This window comes from Marinobacter sp. ES-1 (assembly GCF_000475255.1).
GTDB classification, from domain to species: Bacteria; Pseudomonadota; Gammaproteobacteria; order Pseudomonadales; family Oleiphilaceae; genus Marinobacter; species Marinobacter vinifirmus.
The window spans coordinates 82,580-100,245 of the sequence record NZ_AXBV01000027.1; the positions used below are offsets into that span (position 1 = coordinate 82,580).

17 protein-coding genes are annotated in these 17,666 nt (G+C 58.8%); 2 read left to right on the forward strand and 15 right to left on the reverse strand.

Annotation, left to right across the window (positions count from 1 at the left end; all coding sequences use genetic code 11):
• The first annotated feature begins 163 nt into the window (after positions 1-163).
• Complete coding sequence (locus tag Q668_RS02730) at positions 164-2,758, forward strand: bifunctional aconitate hydratase 2/2-methylisocitrate dehydratase (RefSeq protein WP_036219010.1); 2,595 nt, start codon at positions 164-166, stop codon at positions 2,756-2,758.
• Positions 2,759-3,082: 324 nt separating this feature from the next.
• Here the strand turns inward: Q668_RS02730 and putP are convergent, their stop codons facing one another.
• The 12 genes from putP to Q668_RS02790 form a co-directional block, all read right to left on the reverse strand.
• Positions 3,083-4,573 carry a sodium/proline symporter PutP gene (gene putP, locus Q668_RS02735; protein WP_036218980.1) on the reverse strand — a complete coding sequence of 497 codons (1,491 nt, stop codon included), beginning with the start codon at positions 4,571-4,573 and terminating at the stop codon, positions 3,083-3,085.
• A gap of 302 nt (positions 4,574-4,875) precedes the next feature.
• Entirely contained in the window at positions 4,876-5,655 is a 780-nt protein-coding gene (locus Q668_RS02740; protein ID WP_022988065.1) for an AraC family transcriptional regulator, read from the reverse strand.
• Positions 5,656-5,723: 68 nt separating this feature from the next.
• A complete protein-coding gene (gene tmk / locus Q668_RS02745; RefSeq protein WP_022988066.1) occupies positions 5,724-6,359 on the reverse strand; it encodes a dTMP kinase in 636 nt (211 codons plus the stop codon).
• Positions 6,359-7,429 (reverse strand): endolytic transglycosylase MltG, encoded by a 1,071-nt coding sequence (mltG, locus tag Q668_RS02750; protein WP_022988067.1) that lies wholly within the window; start codon positions 7,427-7,429, stop codon positions 6,359-6,361. Before mltG ends, tmk begins: the two co-directional genes overlap by 1 nt.
• A complete protein-coding gene (gene pabC / locus Q668_RS02755) occupies positions 7,429-8,241 on the reverse strand; it encodes an aminodeoxychorismate lyase (protein WP_022988068.1) in 813 nt (270 codons plus the stop codon). The genes mltG and pabC overlap by 1 nt, the downstream gene beginning before the upstream one ends.
• Before the next feature lie 7 nt (positions 8,242-8,248).
• Positions 8,249-9,496: a beta-ketoacyl-ACP synthase II gene (fabF, locus tag Q668_RS02760; RefSeq protein ID WP_036218982.1), complete on the reverse strand. Its 1,248-nt coding sequence runs from the start codon at positions 9,494-9,496 to the stop codon at positions 8,249-8,251.
• Between the two features lie 125 nt (positions 9,497-9,621).
• Positions 9,622-9,855 carry an acyl carrier protein gene (gene acpP / locus Q668_RS02765; protein WP_022988070.1) on the reverse strand — a complete coding sequence of 78 codons (234 nt, stop codon included), beginning with the start codon at positions 9,853-9,855 and terminating at the stop codon, positions 9,622-9,624.
• Between the two features lie 131 nt (positions 9,856-9,986).
• Complete coding sequence (gene fabG, locus Q668_RS02770; RefSeq protein WP_022988071.1) at positions 9,987-10,730, reverse strand: 3-oxoacyl-ACP reductase FabG; 744 nt, start codon at positions 10,728-10,730, stop codon at positions 9,987-9,989.
• 15 nt (positions 10,731-10,745) lie between these two features.
• Positions 10,746-11,684: an ACP S-malonyltransferase gene (gene fabD / locus Q668_RS02775; RefSeq protein WP_036218984.1), complete on the reverse strand. Its 939-nt coding sequence runs from the start codon at positions 11,682-11,684 to the stop codon at positions 10,746-10,748.
• A 122-nt stretch (positions 11,685-11,806) separates the two neighbouring features.
• Positions 11,807-12,811 (reverse strand): phosphate acyltransferase PlsX, encoded by a 1,005-nt coding sequence (plsX, locus tag Q668_RS02780; RefSeq protein WP_022988073.1) that lies wholly within the window; start codon positions 12,809-12,811, stop codon positions 11,807-11,809.
• 43 nt (positions 12,812-12,854) lie between these two features.
• Positions 12,855-13,034, reverse strand: a complete 180-nt coding sequence (gene rpmF, locus Q668_RS02785; RefSeq protein ID WP_022988074.1) for a 50S ribosomal protein L32 — start codon at positions 13,032-13,034, stop codon at positions 12,855-12,857.
• 30 nt (positions 13,035-13,064) lie between these two features.
• Positions 13,065-13,622 (reverse strand): YceD family protein, encoded by a 558-nt coding sequence (locus Q668_RS02790; RefSeq protein ID WP_022988075.1) that lies wholly within the window; start codon positions 13,620-13,622, stop codon positions 13,065-13,067.
• 150 nt (positions 13,623-13,772) lie between these two features.
• Here Q668_RS02790 and Q668_RS02795 point away from each other — a divergent pair, with 150 nt between their 5' ends.
• On the forward strand, positions 13,773-14,369 hold the full coding sequence (locus Q668_RS02795; protein WP_022988076.1) for a Maf family protein: 597 nt from the start codon (positions 13,773-13,775) through the stop codon (positions 14,367-14,369).
• Positions 14,370-14,408: 39 nt separating this feature from the next.
• On the opposite strand, the gene Q668_RS02800 is transcribed toward Q668_RS02795, so the two are convergent.
• Genes Q668_RS02800 through rluC form a run of 3 tightly spaced genes read right to left on the reverse strand, consistent with a single transcriptional unit; the run spans position 14,409 to position 17,241 of the window.
• Complete coding sequence (locus Q668_RS02800) at positions 14,409-15,473, reverse strand: S49 family peptidase (RefSeq protein ID WP_022988077.1); 1,065 nt, start codon at positions 15,471-15,473, stop codon at positions 14,409-14,411.
• A gap of 38 nt (positions 15,474-15,511) precedes the next feature.
• Positions 15,512-16,159, reverse strand: a complete 648-nt coding sequence (locus tag Q668_RS02805) for an HAD family hydrolase (protein WP_022988078.1) — start codon at positions 16,157-16,159, stop codon at positions 15,512-15,514.
• Positions 16,159-17,241: a 23S rRNA pseudouridine(955/2504/2580) synthase RluC gene (gene rluC / locus Q668_RS02810; protein WP_022988079.1), complete on the reverse strand. Its 1,083-nt coding sequence runs from the start codon at positions 17,239-17,241 to the stop codon at positions 16,159-16,161. Before rluC ends, Q668_RS02805 begins: the two co-directional genes overlap by 1 nt.
• Positions 17,242-17,666: the final 425 nt, after the last annotated feature.

Consider the following 17,666-nt stretch of genomic DNA (forward strand, 5'->3'; position numbering starts at 1 on the left):
CTATAGAATGCAGCGCCAGATCAAGGAGTCTCTGAATAAATCCTGAAACCCCATCGGTGATTTGAGGCCTTATTCAGAGGCTCCTGCGGCCTTTTCGCCAAAAAACTCCCGCCGGGCACCACGCCCACAGCGCGGAACATTCCAACTGATGAGGGTCCATATCGTGTTAGAAGCCTATCGTGAACACGTTGCTGAACGTGAAGCCCTGGGTATCCCGCCCAAGCCCCTGAACCCCGAGCAGACTGCTGGTCTGATCGAGCTGCTGAAGAACCCGCCGGCTGGTGAAGAAGCCACCCTGGTTGACCTGCTGGAAAACCGCGTTCCGCCGGGAGTGGACGAAGCCGCTTACGTAAAAGCTGCGTTCCTGACCGCGATCGTTAAAGGCGAAGCTGCTTCCCCGCTGATCGACAAGAAGAAGGCTGTCCAGCTGCTGGGCATGATGCAGGGCGGCTACAACATCGCTACCCTGGTCGACCTTCTGGACGACAGCGAACTGGCCGAACTGGCTGGTGAAGAACTCAAGCACACTCTGCTGATGTTCGACGCGTTCAACGACGTTAAAGAAAAGATGGACGCCGGCAACGCCGTTGCCAAGTCTGTTGTTGAGTCCTGGGCCAACGCCGAGTGGTTCACCAACAAGAACAAGGTTCCCGAAAGCACCAAGATGGTGGTGTTCAAGGTAACCGGCGAAACCAACACCGACGACCTGTCTCCGGCTCCGGATGCCTGGTCCCGCCCGGACATCCCGCTGCACGCCCGCGCCGCCTATAAGATGGAACGCGACGGCCTGAAGCCGGAAGAGCCCGGCGTAACTGGCCCGATGAGCCAGATCGAAGAAATCAAGTCCAAGGGCCTGCCGGTTGCCTTCGTAGGTGACGTAGTCGGTACCGGTTCTTCCCGTAAGTCTGCCACCAACTCTGTTCTGTGGTTCTTCGGCGACGACATCCCGGGCGTGCCGAACAAGCGTGCCGGCGGTGTGTGTATCGGTAACAAGGTTGCCCCGATCTTCTTCAACACCATGGAAGATGCCGGCGCCCTGGTTTTCGAAGCACCTGTAGACAACATGAACATGGGCGACGTGATCGAAATCCGCCCGTACGAAGGCAAGATCCTGAACGAAGCCGGCGAGACCATCTCCGAGTTCAAGTTCAAGTCTGACGTCATCCTGGACGAAGTTCAGGCCGGCGGTCGTATCCCGCTGATCATCGGCCGTGGCCTGACCGCCAAGGCGCGTACTGCACTGGGCATGGGCCCGACAGACCTGTTCCGCCTGCCGAAAGATCCGGAAGCCGGTACCAAGGGCTTCACCCTGGGCCAGAAGATGGTCGGCAAGGCCTGCGGCCTGGAAGAAGGCCAGGGCGTGCGCCCGGGTACCTACTGCGAGCCGCACATGACCACCGTTGGCTCCCAGGACACCACTGGTCCGATGACCCGTGACGAACTGAAAGACCTGGCGTGTCTGGGCTTCCAGGCTGACCTGGTTATGCAGTCCTTCTGTCACACCGCCGCTTATCCGAAGCCGGTTGACGTTGAAATGCAGCACACCATGCCGGACTTCATCCGTACCCGTGGCGGTGTTTCCCTGCGTCCGGGCGACGGTATCATCCACTCCTGGCTGAACCGCATGCTGCTGCCGGACACCGTGGGCACCGGTGGTGACTCCCACACCCGTTTCCCGATGGGCATCTCCTTCCCGGCCGGTTCTGGCCTGGTCGCGTTTGCTGCAGCCACCGGTGTTATGCCGCTGGATATGCCGGAATCCGTTCTGGTTCGCTTCAAAGGCGAAATGCAGCCGGGCATCACCCTGCGTGACCTGGTACATGCCATTCCGCTGTACGGCATCAAGAACGGCATGCTGACTGTTGAGAAGAAAGGCAAGATCAACGAGTTCTCTGGCCGCATCCTGGAAATCGAAGGTCTGGAGCACCTGACCGTTGAGCAGGCGTTCGAATTGTCTGACGCTTCTGCTGAGCGCTCTGCTGCCGGTTGTACCATCAACCTGTCTGAAGAGTCTGTTGCCGAGTACCTGCGCTCCAACATCGTGATGCTACGCTGGATGATTGCCGAAGGTTACGGCGATCCGCGTACCCTGGAGCGTCGCGCCCAGCAGATGGAAGAGTGGCTGGCCAATCCGAAGCTGATGCGTGCTGATGCAGACGCAGAATACGCCCACGTGGTCGAAATCGACCTGGCCGACATCAAAGAGCCGATCGTGTGCTGCCCGAACGACCCTGACGATGCCAAGTTCCTGTCCGAAGTGGCTGGCGACAAGGTAGACGAAGTGTTCATCGGTTCCTGCATGACCAACATCGGTCACTTCCGCGCTGCCGGCAAGCTGCTTGAGCAGAACAAAGAGCCGCTCAAGACCCGTCTGTGGATGTCTCCGCCCACCAAGATGGACCAGCAGCAGCTGATGGAAGAAGGCTACTTCAACACCTACGGCACCGCCGGTGTTCGCACCGAGATGCCGGGCTGCTCCCTGTGCATGGGTAACCAGGCACGTGTAGCTGCCAAGTCTACGGTTCTGTCTACCTCTACCCGTAACTTCCCGAACCGTCTGGGCGATGGTGCCAACGTGTACCTGACCTCTGCGGAACTGGCAGCTGTGGGCGCGGTACTGGGCAAACTCCCGACTCCGGCGGAGTACATGGAGTACGCCAAGGATTTGAACAGCATGTCCAAAGAGATCTACAAGTATCTCAACTTCGACCAGATGGAAGAGTACACCCAGAAGGCATCTGAGGCTTCCGTAGCCTGAGACCCTCTGAGGTAGCTTTACCTCTGATCTGAAACGCCAGCCTTCGGGCTGGCGTTTTTTTATGCCTCAGGTTTACCCAAATAATTGTTTTTCAGGAAACCCAGTGCCCGTGTGGAATTCCAGCCCGGGAGTTGTGCCGGCCCCGCGGCGGGGGGAGTCTTTCTTCCGGGAAAAACAACTCGCTTCGCTCAGACATCTTTTTCCCTGCAGAAAAGACTCCCCCACCCCGTGGCCAGCGCCGAACCATGTGTGGGTTTCAGGTACAAAAAAGGGCTCCCCTTGGGGAGCCCTTGTCAGAACACTGATGTGAATCAGTGGATTCTGTTACCGCTGGATATGCTGGTACTCACCAGAATCCTTGGTGGCCAGGCTGACCACTACGATGGCAATGAAGGCGGCAACGAAACCAGGGATGATTTCATATACGCCCGGGCCACCCATGAAGCTGCCATTCCAGCCCAGGGAGATCCAGATCATTACAGTCGCAGCACCCACGACCATACCGGCAATGGCACCGGCGCCGTTGGTGCGGGACCACATCAGGGACAGCAGGATCAGCGGGCCGAAGGCGGCACCGAAGCCTGCCCAGGCGTTACTGACCAGGGCCAGGACCTGTGAGTCCGGGTCAGAGGCGATAACTGCCGCTACCAGGCCAACGGCTACAACGCAGGCACGGCCGACGTTTACGCACTCTTTGTCGGTCGCTTCTTTGCGCAGGAACAGGCGGTAGAAGTCCTCAGTCAGTGAGGAAGACGATACCAGCAGCTGACTGGAGATGGTGCTCATGACCGCCGCCAGCAGGGCTGCGTAAAGGAAGCCGGTGATCAGCGGGTGGAACAGCAGGTCAGACAGGATGATGAAGATGGTTTCCGGGTCTGCGATGTCCATACCGTTACGAACGGCGTAGGCACGGCCGAAGATACCCAGTGAGATGGCACCGATCAGGGAGATACCCATCCAGCCCATACCGATGTTACGGGCGGTCGGAACGTCTTTCAGGGAGCGGATAGCCATAAAGCGCACAATGATATGCGGCTGGCCAAAGTAGCCAAGACCCCAGGTAACCGCTGACAGCCAACCGATAAAGGTCAAGCCTTCGGTCCAGGACAGCAGGGTCGGGTCGACGCTGTTCAGGGTTTCAGAAGCCTGGGCGAAGCCGCCACCGCCTTCACCGAACAGAACCACCGCCGGCATGATCACCAGTGCCAGCATCATGATGCAGCCCTGCACGAAGTCGGTCATGCTCACTGCCAGGAAGCCGCCTACTACGGTGTAGGCCAGAACCACGCCGAGGGTGATTACAATACCCACTGCATAATCGCTCAGGCCGCCGAAGTTGAAGATGCCGGCAAAGGCACTTTCAAACAGCTTGCCACCGGCAACCAGGCCGGATGCGGTGTAAACCGCAAAGAAGATAACGATAACAATGGCAGACACGGTTCTCAGGGACAGGGCCTGAGTCGGGAACCGGTTTGCAAGGAAAGACGGGATGGTGATGGCGTTACCGTAGTGAACGGTTTGTTCCCGCAGGCGGGGTGCCACCAGAACCCAGTTAAAGAATGCGCCCACAAACAGGCCGATACCGATCCAGGCTGAAGCCAGACCGGATACATACAATGCCCCGGGCAGACCCAAAAGCAACCAGCCACTCATATCGGAAGCACCGGCAGACAGTGCCGCTACTTTCGGGCTGAGTGCCCGCCCACCGAGCATGTAATCTTCAGATGAAGACGTAGATCTCTGCATTGCATAAATGCCAATGGCAATCATGATTGCAAAGTACGCAAATAGACTGATCCAAACGCCACTAGCCATAAGGCTCCTCCGGTTTAAGTGAGTCGGACCTCGGTCCGCTCTCAGAGCACAGCGCCGGCACGTGGCCTGCGGACTGCACTGTTTTTCTTGTTTACCTGAAATCTTCCTGACTGGAGCGGGACTTACCCGCACGGATACTCCTTCACTATAGTCGACCGCCGCTGGTTTGCGACAATCGCCTACCCTGCTTCCGCAAGGCGGGAATACAGACGCTATAAGTTAGTATTACTACGGATGCCCGGCTTACAAAATCCTACGATTGTTTTGCACAATCCTACGGGACTGTCGGTTTTACGGGCAGATCAGGCTACCCGGTCACCAATCTGTAACCGGGACGGGGTCGTTCCCTTGTATTTGCGCAGGGCATTGGTGAGTGCGCTCTGGGAGGAAAAGCCGGTCCGGTAACTGATTTCAGACACCGAGAGGGACGTTGACGACAACAGGCGCACGGCCTGGTCGAGCCGGGTCTGAATCAGAAACTGATGCGGGGTAATGCCCGACACTTCGCGGAACACTTCGTGGAAACGGCTGGTACTCAGGCAGGCTTCCCGGGCCAGGTCCTGCACGGTGATCTTCCGGTGCAGGTTATCGACGATATACCGGCGAATGGCGTCCGGGCTGATGCTGTGCCGGCTGGCACGGGTGGCCTGCCCGTCTACAATCCGGTCGGCCATGGAATACAGGATACTGGCCGCAAGGTGCCGGTGCAGGGGTTCGTTATCCGGGGAGCGGTCGAATTCTCCGGCGGCAAACTGCACAAGGCCCTGCAGCCGGTTGTCCATCTGGATAGTGCGGGGCTTCTCGAAGACCCCGGCCATGCGTTCGTAGTCGGCATGGGCCGGGGAATCCAGGACAGGGCTCAGCGGGTCCAGGTTAATCACCAGCACGTGGTTCTCGTAGTCCCCGCAGTAGTCGTGCCGGGCTTCGGTTGGCACCAGGCAGGCTTTCCAGGTGTCCAGAAACGAACCCACGCCGTCGACACTCAGTTCGGCAGCGCCACGCACGCCCACCACAATCTGGTGATGTTCGTGATGGTGTTGGTGTGAATTGACCGGCAGTTTCAGAAGCTTTGCGTCAAGCATTCAAGCTGCACGCCTTTAATCGAGAATGTGTTGCAATTAAAGCAGATCGCGACAGAAAGTGCACGAAATCAACTATCAACGCGGGCAAGGGCCGACAGCAATCCCGTCACACTTTCCGAAACCTGCGCCAGGGGCAAGGCGGCATTCACAACATGGTATTGCATGGGTGCAGCGGTCGCCCGGGCCAGGTAGGTATCGCGAATCCGCTGGAAAAAGGCCAGTTCTTCCTGCTCGAACCGGTCCAGTTCGCCCCGCTTCTTTGCGCGGGCCATGCCGGTTTCTACCGGTGCGTCCAGAAGGACAACATGGTCCGGCCGCACATCGCCCTGCACCAGGGTTTCCAGCAGCGCTATGCGCTCCTCAGGCACCCCCCTGCCCCCTCCCTGATACGCGAAGGTGGCATCGGTAAAGCGGTCACACAGCACCCACTTGCCTGCGGCCAGTGCCGGCAGAATCCGGTTGTGCAGGTGCTGGGCACGGGCGGCGAACATCAGCAGCAGTTCGGTGGTTTCATGCACCGGTTCTTCCCTGGGGGCCAGCAACAGCTCCCGGATCTTTTCCGCCATGGGCGTGCCACCCGGCTCCCGGGTAACCACCACATCAATCCCCAGCGATGTCAGCGTGTCTGCCGCGTTCTGCAACTGGGTGGATTTACCAACCCCCTCGGTGCCCTCAAAGGTAATAAAGCGGCCTCTGGCAGCCATCAGTTTTCCTCGTTGTCATCTGCGCCGGCATCCGGTGCCGGGAAGGATCGGTAATCTTCTCTGCGGTTCAGCTGGAACTCCCGGACCGCTTTCTGGTGTTCGGCCAGGGTGCGGGAGAACGTGTGGCTTCCGTCACCACGGGCTACGAAGTACAGGGCGTCGCCGTCGTCCGGGTGCAAGGCGGCATGTACCGAATCCCGGCCGGGCAAGGCAATGGGCGTGGGTGGCAGGCCGTCAATCCGGTAGGTGTTATAGGGCGTGTAGGCGCGCAGGTCCCGGGTACGGATACGGCCATCGTAGCTGTCACCCATGCCGTAGATCACCGTCGGGTCGGTCTGCAGGCGCATGCCTTTCTGCAAGCGGCGCACAAACACACCGGCCACCTGCTGCCGCTCATAGGCTACACCGGTTTCCCGCTCGACAATCGAGGCCATGATCAATGCTTCGTAGGGGGAGCTATAGGGCAAGCCTTCTTCCCGGTTCTCCCACTCTTCTTCAAGGACAGCCGTCATCCGCTTATAGGCGCGTTTGAGGATATCCAGGTCGGTCTCGCTGCCACTGAACATGTAGGTATCCGGGAAGAACCAACCCTCAGGGTGTTGGCCTTCGGCGCCAACGGCTTCCATAACCTGCTCGTCAGTCCAGTCTGTGGTTTCTTTCCGGAGCCGTCTGGAGTTGGCCAGGGCGGTTCTCATGTCAGAGAAGGTCCAGCCCTCAATAAACTGGACGGACCAGAGTTTCACCTTGCCCTGTACCATGGTGTCGAGCATGGCCAGTGGCGTCATCCCCGGTTGAAGTTCGTAGTCACCGGCTTTGATACGGGTCTGTTCCGGGTTCAGGCGGCCGTATAGCTTTAACCAGAGCGGATCGCTGACCAGGCCGTCGTCCGACAGCTTCTGCGCCAGCCGGCCAAAGGAGGTGCCCTGCTCTACACTGAACAACACCGGCTCATCCAGGGCAACCGGTTGCTTCAGGGTCTGCAGGCCCTGCCATAGCCACAAACCGGCGCCAGCAGCCGCCAGGATCGCGAGAGCCACAATCAGAATCAGTAACTTCCTGAACACACGCATTATTCCAAAGTTGTGGAGAGACGGCAGATTGTCGCAAGGCACCGCTCTGCAGGCAAATCCTGGCCCGCCAGGTTGCGAACCCTCACTACCCCGAGCACGCTGTTGGTGAGGTACAGGCCCCGGCAAACTTCCGGCTGCAACTGTTCCCTGGTGATGGGTGCTTCCTGGAACGGCTCCCCGGCCTGCTGCAAGCGCTCGATAACCAGCTGGCGCATAACACCAGCCACGGCCACCGAATTCCCGGGGGGTGTTATCCAGCCTTCATCGGTGAGTACAAACAGATTGGTTCGGGTGCCCTCGACAATATGCCCTGCGGCATCTGCCATCAGCACCTCAAAGCAGTCACCGGAGAGCTCCCGGGCCGCCATCACCTGTTCCAGGCGATTGAGGGATTTGATACCGGCCAGCAAGGGATTGACCGTAAGGGGTACTGATGAGAACTCCACCACCACGCCGGCAGAATCGGGCATCGGCGGCGCATCGGAACAGGAAACCAGCAGGTTGGGCTCCATACCGCCCCCCGGGCGATAGCCTCTCCCACCCGCACCACGGGTCAGGATCAACTTCAGGACCCACACCTTCCCGGGGCTTCCGTAACGCTCAAGGGCTTCGCGGCTGGCCGCGAGCAGTTCGTCCTGACGCACCTCAATTCCCAGCCGGGCAGCATCCCGCACCAGTCGGGCCAGGTGGTAATCCAGCCAGGGGGCTGAGCTCCCTTCTGCACGAATGGTTTCAAACAGGCCATCGCCGTAGGCCAGGCCCCGGTCTGCCGCCGGCAAACCGGTTTCATCTGCCCAGAAGCGCTTTACCACAGAGGTCTCAGCCTTCGTAACGGCGGAAAATCAACGTACCGTTGGTACCGCCAAAGCCGAAGGAGTTAGACAGCGCTACCCGGGCATCGGATTTGCGGCTCTGATTGGCCACGAAGTCCAGGTCGCAACCTTCATCCGGGTTATCCAGGTTGATGGTTGGCGGCAGAATGCCGTCGCGCAGGGCCAGCACCGAGAAAATGGCCTCAACGGCACCGGCAGCGCCCAGCAGGTGGCCCGTCATGGACTTGGTGCTGCTCATGGCCAGCTTTTGCGCATGGCCACCAAATACCGATTTAACAGCAGCCACTTCGGCTACATCACCCACCAGGCTCGATGTGCCGTGGGCGTTGATGTAATCCACTTCTTCCGGCTTCAGGCCCGCATCCCGCAAGGCATTGGCCATGGACCGGGCAGCGCCGTCGCCGTCTGCAGGGGGTGCGGTAATGTGGTGGGCGTCATCGCTCATGCCAAAGCCGACCACTTCGCCGTAAATCGTCGCGCCACGGGCTTTTGCATGTTCCAGATCTTCCAGGACCAGCACGCCAGCCCCATCACTCAACACAAAGCCGTCGCGCTCCTTGTCCCAGGGGCGGCTGGCCTTTTCCGGCTCATCATTGCGGGTCGACAGGGCACGGGCGGAAGAGAATGCCGCAATGCCGGAACGGGTGGTGGCCATTTCGGCACCACCGGCCAGCATCACGTCAGCGTCGCCATAGGCGATGGTGCGGGCCGCATAGCCAATATTGTGGGTACCGGTGGTGCAGGCGGTCACAATGGCGATGTTCGGGCCTTTGTAGCCAAACCGGATAGCCGCATTACCGGAAATCATATTGATCACAGACGCCGGCACAAAGAACGGAGATACCTTGCGGGGGCCGGCCTTTTCCATCTGGATAATGTTCTTTTCGATGTACTCCAGGCCGCCAATACCGGAACCGATGGCAATGCCCACCCGCTCCTTGTCGAGCTTGTCGAACTGTTCCAGGCCACTGTCGTCCACCGCCTGCTGGGCGGCAATCAGGCCATAGTGAATGAAAGCGTCAAGCTTGCGGGCTTCTTTGGAAGACAGCCAGGGTTCGATATCCAGGTCCTTCACCGCCCCGCCGATACGCGTGCCGTATTCACTGGCATCGAACCGGTCGATCTGGCCAATGCCACTGCGCCCGGCACACACTGCGTTCCAGGAGGTACTGACATCGTTCCCTACCGGGGACAACATCCCCATGCCTGTAATGACAACCCGTCGCTTGCTCATAACCCCACTCACCTGAATATTCCGTGTCGTTTTTAACCGAAATGCTGATATTCAGCCAATAAAAAAGCCGTCCTTCAAGAAGCCTAAAGGACGGCTTTTAGCCTGGCTATCTGATCTACTGAGTATCAGGTATGCGCGACAATATAGTCGATTGCGTCCTGAACGGAGCCCAGCTTCTCAGCCTCTTCATCAGGAATTTCAGTTTCGAATTCCTCTTCCAGGGCCATAACCAGCTCAACAGTGTCCAGTGAGTCAGCGCCAAGATCCTCTACAAAAGAAGATGTGTTCTGAACTTCGGACTCTTTAACGCCCAGCTGCTCACAAACAATCTTCTTCACGCGCTCTTCAACTGTACTCATAATGTCCTCACTTTAGTGTCAACCAAGCAACTCAATGGCTGCCAGTTTAGTTTAAACCCTACCTGCAAACAAGCAGGGATTCAGTTAAACATGTTGTGCGACAAGGGGTTGCACTACAGCCCGAAACGGGCTTAACCCATGTACATGCCGCCATTCACATGAATGGTTTCTCCGGTAACGTAAGCTGCGCCCTCAGAGGCCAGGAAAGCCACCACAGAAGCTACTTCTTCCGGCTCGCCCAAACGCCCTGCCGGAATAATTTCCAGCATAGCGTCACGCTGCTTGTCGTCCAGTTTTTTGGTCATATCGGTGTCAATAAAACCGGGCGCTACACAGTTAGCGGTAATGCCGCGGTTAGACATTTCTTTGGCCAGGCTGCGGGTGAAACCCTCAACCCCGGCCTTGGCAGCGCAATAATTGCCCTGCCCCGGGTTGCCCATGCCGGCAACCACGGAACTGATATTGATAATCCGGCCCCAGCGGGCCTTGGCCATACCACGCAAAACGGCCTTGCTGGTACGGTAAACGCTGGAAAGGTTGGTTTCCAGCACCGACGTCCAGTCGTCGTCTTTCAAGCGCATCAACAGGTTATCACGGGTGATACCCGCATTGTTGACCAGGATCTGCGGAGCACCAGACTGTTCGGTCAGCTGCTTCAGGCCCGCCTCGATGCTGTCGGCATCGGCTACGTTCATCACAATACCGTAGCCCTTGAAGCCAGCAGACTTCAGGCCTTCGGTAATGGATTCAGCACCTTCAGCACTGGTAGCCGTGCCCACAACTTCCGCACCCTGCCGGGCCAGCTCATGGGCAATGGCCTTGCCAATCCCCCGGGTAGCACCGGTTACCAGTGCAACTTTGCCTTCCAAAGACATAAACAACTCCGCTTATCAGGACTGGCCAAACGCCTTCAGGGCGGCTGCCAGAGAATCGGGATCTTCGATGCTGCTCACCGCCAACTGGCGGTCAATGCGCTTGGCCAGCCCGGCCAGAACCTTGCCGGCACCACACTCAACCGACACGTTAACGCCCTCGGCAACCAACGCCCGCACAGAGTCTGTCCAAAGCACCGGAGAATACAACTGCTTCAGGAGGTTTGCCTTGAGCGTATCGGCATCTTTAACCACGGCTGCATTCACATTCTGAACCACCGGAATGACAGCATCGTTAAAGCGGACATCCTCCAGTGCTTCAGCCAGCTGCTCGGCAGCGCCTTTCATCAGGGAGCAGTGGGAAGGCACGCTCACCGGCAGCGGCATGGCCTTGCGGGCACCCTTTGCCTTGCAAGCCTCGATTGCTCGCTCTACCGCCGCAGCGGAACCGGCAATCACCACCTGGCCGGGTGCGTTGAAGTTCACTGCTGCAACCACGTCGCCCTGGGCAGCTTCTTCACAGGCCGCAACCACATCGGCGTCCTCCAGGCCCAGAATGGCTGCCATCTTGCCTTCACCGGCAGGCACGGCATCCTGCATCAGCTCGCCGCGCAGTTGAACAAGCTTTACAGCTTCAATGAAGTCGAGGCTCTCAGCCGCCACCAGGGCGCTGTACTCACCCAGGCTGTGGCCAGCCAAGAAGTCCGGGCGCGGGCCTTCAGACACGCACCACTGGCGCCACAAGGCGACACTGGCGGTCAGCAACGCAGGCTGGGTTACCATGGTCTGATTCAGCTCTTCAGCCGGCCCATGCTGGCACAGGTGCCACAAGTCATAGCCCAGAACATTAGACGCTTCATCAAAGGTTTCACTGATCATAGGCCACGCCTCGGCAGCAGCAGAAAGCATGCCTACCGACTGGGAGCCTTGTCCGGGGAAAATAAACGCTGATTTCATGGGCGGAATCTTATCGTCATTGAAGGGTGGGTGGAGATTAGCCAATAGTACAACTCAGGCCAATTATCCGCGAATAAGGGCGCAAATGCGGGCAGACTTTAGTCTCAGCAGTCGTTGGCGACCTATAAAATCAGGTCATCGAGCCGTTCGTTGATGCGACGAGGCACTTCCAGCTCCACTTCGCGAACTGCCTGCCGGATTGCCGCCAGCATCGCACGCTCGTTGGCGTTGCCGTGGCTCTTGATAACGACTCCCTGAAGCCCCAGCAAACTGGCACCGTTATGCCGTGAAGGGTCCATCAGCTGCAAAAGCCGGCCGATAATCGGCTTGGCCAGGAGCCCCACAAAGCGCCCCCAGAGCGAGCGGGTAAAGGCCTGCTCCAGCAGTTCGATCAGCAACCCCGCAACACCCTCACCGGTCTTCAGGGCAATATTGCCCACAAAGCCGTCACACACTACAACATCGGCCACATCACGGAAAAGGTCGTTGCCCTCGACATACCCTATGTAGTTCAGAGTGTCGCACTGGGCAAGCATATGGGAGGCCAGGCGAACCTGTTCGTTGCCCTTGATCTCTTCCTCACCCACGTTCAACAGGGCCACGCGAGGTTCGGCCAGGCTACAGATCGCCGTGGCCATCAGCGATCCCATCAAGGCGTACTGGTAGAGGTTTTCGGCGCTGGAATCCACGTTGGCGCCAAGGTCGAGCACGTGGCAACGGCCCCGCAAAGAGGGAACCAGCTTGGCAATGGCCGGCCGTTCAATGCCGGGATACATGCGGATAATTGATCGCCCGAAAGCCATCAGCGCACCGGTATTTCCGGCACTGACACAGCCCTGAGCTTCGCCATCACGCACCAGGGAGAGCGCAATGGCCATAGAGGAGTTTTTCTTGTGTCGCAGCGCATGGGAAGGGCGCTCGTTCATGCGCACCACATCCGCCGCTTCAACAATGCGGATTCTGGCATGCCCATCACGCAACAAGGCCTCGAGCTCGCTCCGGATACCTACCAGAACGAGACTCAAGGCCTCATTTTCGCGCACTGCTTCCAGCGCTGCATGGACCACCACTGAAGCGCCACGATCACCGCTCATGGCATCAATGGCTATGGTGACTGGTTTACTCACCACGGGTCCATGCGACACAGGTCAGAAGAGTTTCCCGACGATCTTACTCGTCGCGAGCTTCAACAACCTGCTTGCCGCGGTAGAAACCGTCCGGAGATACGTGGTGACGACGATGTACTTCACCAGTAGTTGCGTCGGTGCTCAGAGCAGCAGTGCTCAGGGCATCGTGTGAACGGCGCATGCCGCGCTTGGAACGGGTCTTGCGATTTTGCTGTACAGCCATGATTATGCTCCTGACCTGATTACGAAAACGTTAGTGCTTGGTGTTCTTGAGGCCCGCCAGAACACTGAACGGGTTATCCTCGCGTTTCTTTGCCTCGGGCTTCTCGGTGGCCTGCTGTGGTTCCAGTGCTTCCAGTTCCTTGCTCGCCGGGCAATCCTGGCGTTCATGCAGGGGGAACGGCGGCAGAACCAGCAACAGTTCATCTTCCACCATGGCCCACAAATCTGCGTTGTAGTCTTCCATCGGCAAGGGTTCCAACGCCTTGGGCAACCTCTGAGCCTGCTCATCGTTGAGCACAAGCCCCAAATCAAAACGGGATTCCAGCGTTGTCTGCATGTTATTCATGCAACGCTGGCATTCCAGTATCACCGGTGCGGATACTTCACCCGACACCAACCGGCGACGTTCGCTATCCATAAAAAAGGAAAGCTTAACGTGGCACTCGCTGCCTTCCGGCAACCCCGGAACCGCTTCGGAGAAACGAACAAGCCCCGCGAGCGGAATAATTCCCTCCAGGGTCGTGTTCTGTTCCGCCAGCCGGTTAGGGTCTACGGATTTTGGCAGTTGAGCATTCGGTGCTTCAGACATAGGCGCGCAATTTTAGGGGCGAGACCGCCTGCTGTCAAAGACTTAATCGCTTTTAACCCACCCCTTCCCGTTTAAGTAGGGGTATTTTACGATAACCTCCGGCGTTTCCGCCTGAATCACCGCACCATACACCTGAACCAGAAGGCATTCATGAACCAACCGCCCCTGCTGCTCGCCTCATCCTCCCCTTACCGCAAAGAGCTGCTGGCAAGGCTGGGGCTACCCTTTAACAGTGCGAGCCCAGACATTGATGAAACGCCGGCTCCCGGCGAATCCGCCGAACAACTCGCGCTCCGGTTGGCCACCGGCAAGGCCCGGGCCCTGGCAGAACACTACCCGGACACAATCATCATCGGTTCCGACCAGGTGGCCACACTACCGGACGGCACCTTACTGAACAAACCCGGCAGCCACCGGAAGGCCCGGGAACAACTAGGCCTTAGCAGCGGCAACAGCGTGAGATTCCTGACCGGGCTTGCGGTACTGGACACCCGTAACGGCACCCTGAAAACCCGGTGCGAACCTTTCGAGGTCCACTTCCGGGAACTGACAGCTGAAGAAATCGAAAACTACCTGAATAAGGAACAGCCCTACGACTGCGCCGGCAGCTTCAAAATGGAAGGGCTCGGCATTGCCCTGTTCCGAAGCATGGAAGGGCGAGACCCGAACAGCCTGATCGGCCTGCCGCTGATCGCGCTGATCGACCTGCTCAGGGAACTGGGCGTTAATCCGCTGCTGCAGCCCTGATCAAGCCGGACCAGGACTGCTTCACCCGAAAAGCCTGGCTCAGCGAATCTCCAGGCGGGACTCCAGCATGCGGCTGGCCACGCCCTCACCCACCGCAACACCAAGCTGGTCCACCAGTTCCTGGAACGGCGAACGGTTGCGGCTGTAATCAACCAGTTTTTCTTCGCCCACCAGCTGGCGAGCCACCCAGGAGGTGCTACCCAGCCCGTCAATCAAGCCAAGCTCCAGCGCCTGCTCGCCGCTCCACACCAGGCCGGAGAACAATTCTTCGTTATCCGCCAGGCGGTCACCCCGGCCAGCCTTAACAGCTTCCACGAACTGCTTGTGGGTGTTTTCAAGCACGCTCTGCCAGAAGGCAACCTCGCCTTCACGCTCGGGTGAGAACGGATCCAGGAACGCCTTGTTTTCGCCAGCGGTATAAAGCCGCCGATCAACACCCAGCTTCTCCATCAGGCCGGTGAAACCGAAACCACCGGCAACCACGCCGATAGAACCCACCAGGCTTGCCCGGTTGGCGTAGATTTCATCAGCCGCCGCGGCAATGTAATAGGCACCGGAAGCCCCAATATCGGAAATCACCGCATACAGCTTTTTATCCGGGTACTCTTCCCGCAGGCGCTTGATCTCGTCGTAGACATAACCGGACTGCACCGGGCTGCCACCCGGGCTGTTGATGCGCAGCACAACCGCCCTGGAGTTCTCGGCCTCGAAAGCCGAGCGCAGCGCACCCACCAGATTGTCGGCACTGGCCAGCTCATCCGCCGCAATGGTGCCATTCACTTCTACCAATGCCGTGTGGGCACCGGTGGCACCCGCCATGCCATCACCGATGGGAGACCGGATCAGGAACAGCAACGCGAACAGGTAACCGAAGGTCAGAAACTTGAAAAAGATGCCCCAGCGCCGGCTTCGTCGCTGCTCCGCCTGCAACGACATCACCAGCTTCTCGATCAGCCGCCAGTCCCGGCCAGACTCCGGCGGCATAGCCGGCTGCTTCTTGCCAAACCAGCCTTTCTTACCGGAAGACGCACCCTGCCCTTTTTCTTCAGGTTGCGCCGGCTCATCGCCCCAGCCGGGCTGCTTGTCCGAATCCCACTCGCTCATCCGCTATCCCTTAACCGATCAATGCGGTAACAAAACCATTAAAGCCCCAGAACCCGCCGCAACTCGTCTACCGACGTAACTACCGCGCGGGGGTCGTATTCCTGCAGCACATCCCGCTGGTGCACACCCCACTCAACGCCAATGGACGGCATACCGATACGCCGGGCCATATCCAGGTCGTAGCGGGTATCACCAATCATCACCGCCTCTTCCGGCTCATAGCCGTAGAAAGCCAGGATCTCCTCCAGCATCAGCGGATCCGGCTTGGAACGGGTTTCGTCCGCACACCGGGTGATATCGAAGTGCGGGCCCAAGCCACTGGAGGTCAGGGCCCTCGCCAGGCCGCGCCGGCTTTTGCCGGTCGCCACAGAGCAGCCGCACCCGGAACGCCGGATATCGGTAACCACGTCGGCCATACCGTCAAATACGTTCTGCGGGGTGGTCACCTTCTGGAAGAAATACCCTGCGTAACCATCGCGGATGCGCTGCATTTCGTCGCGGGTCAGCCCCGGATACAGCTTTTCCAGAGCCTCGATCATGCCCAGGCCGATGATATCCCGATAGGCCTCACGCTCCAGTTCCGGATACCCAAGCTCGGTGGCGGCCTGGTGCAGGCTGTCAGCAATGTGGTCTACGGAATCAATCAGGGTTCCGTCCCAGTCAAAAATCACTACTTTTACATTCATCAGAACTTACCTTTACTGCGACGGGCAAGCGCATCAACCAGCTTGCCGAAAGGGGTATCATACGGAGCTTCCAGCCGCATTGCTTCACCTGAACCGGGCAATGTGAACTCCAGTGCCCGGGCGTGCAGCATCAACCGTTCACCACCCACGGCCCGAAACGCCTTCAGGCTGGCGTCATCCATATACTTGTCGTCTCCGGCAATCGGGTGGCCCGCCCAGGCACAATGTACGCGAATCTGGTGGGTACGGCCGGTAACCGGCGAAGCCTCAACCAGCGAATAACCCTCAAACCGCTGCAAACACCGATACAGCGTGAGCGATTCCTTGCCCTCGCCACTCACCTTCACCCGGCGCTCGCCGTTAGGCATCTCGTAACGCAACAGCGGCTCGGCCACCCGCGCCAGCTTTTCCGGCCAGGTGCCCGCCACCAGCGCATGGTAGTGTTTACGTATCCGCTTGTGGCGCAGTTCATCCTGCAGAAAACGCAGGGCTGATCGTTTCTTCGCCACCATCACCAGCCCGGAAGTATCACGGTCAAGCCGGTGCACCAGCTCCAGGAACTTCGCCTGTGGCCGGGAAGAACGGAGCACTTCGATCAGCCCGAAGCTCAAACCGCTGCCGCCGTGCACGGCAATACCGGAGGGTTTGTTCACCACCAGCATATCGTCGTTTTCAAACACCACGGCTGCTTCCATGACGCCCTGCACCCGGTCACCGGGCTTTGGCTGCTCCGCTTTCGCCTGCTGCACCATGGGCGGAATACGTACCACATCACCGGCCTGAAGGCGGGTATCCGGCTTCACGCGCCCTTTATTAACCCGCACCTCGCCCTTGCGGACAATCCGGTACACCGTGCTTTTGGGCACACCCCGCAAGCGGGCCATCAGAAAGTTATCCACCCGCTGGCCGGCCATATCCTCATCTACGCTGACCCATTGCACCCCCTTCTGCACCGTGCGCTCCGCCGGCGCGGCAGCCGGCGCAGGTGCCGCAGCCCTGCCCTGCCCTGCCCGGGAAGAGCCCGGCCGGCCCGGTTTGCCAGCCCTGGACGGCTTGTTACGGGAACCAGAATTACGCGCCATGGGAAACCTTTTGCGGTGGATGAATGCAGGATTGAATGATCAGCCCTTTACTGTTATATTCCGGCGTGCTCTGCCGTTTGTCTACGGCCTGACGAACTCTGGTCAGAAGCCGGAGCGGCAGCAGTATACCGACACTGATTAAGAGATTGAACGCCGCAAGCCCAATCATTACCGGGCACGGCGGGAGACAAACTTCCGGACTCACAGGCCAGACCCAGAGAGGCTGCACCTGACCGGGAGCTGAAACAACCGAACGGAAAACCGTCGGGCGACATCGCGAAGAATCATTGCCACGCGAACCCGGGCCGTCTGCAAACCAATACGACGTGAGACCCAGGAGTTTGTGTGAACCTGAAAACGGATATTATGCGTCAACAGACACTCAACCTGAACGAACTCTCCCTGCCCACAGGCAGGCGAATCAC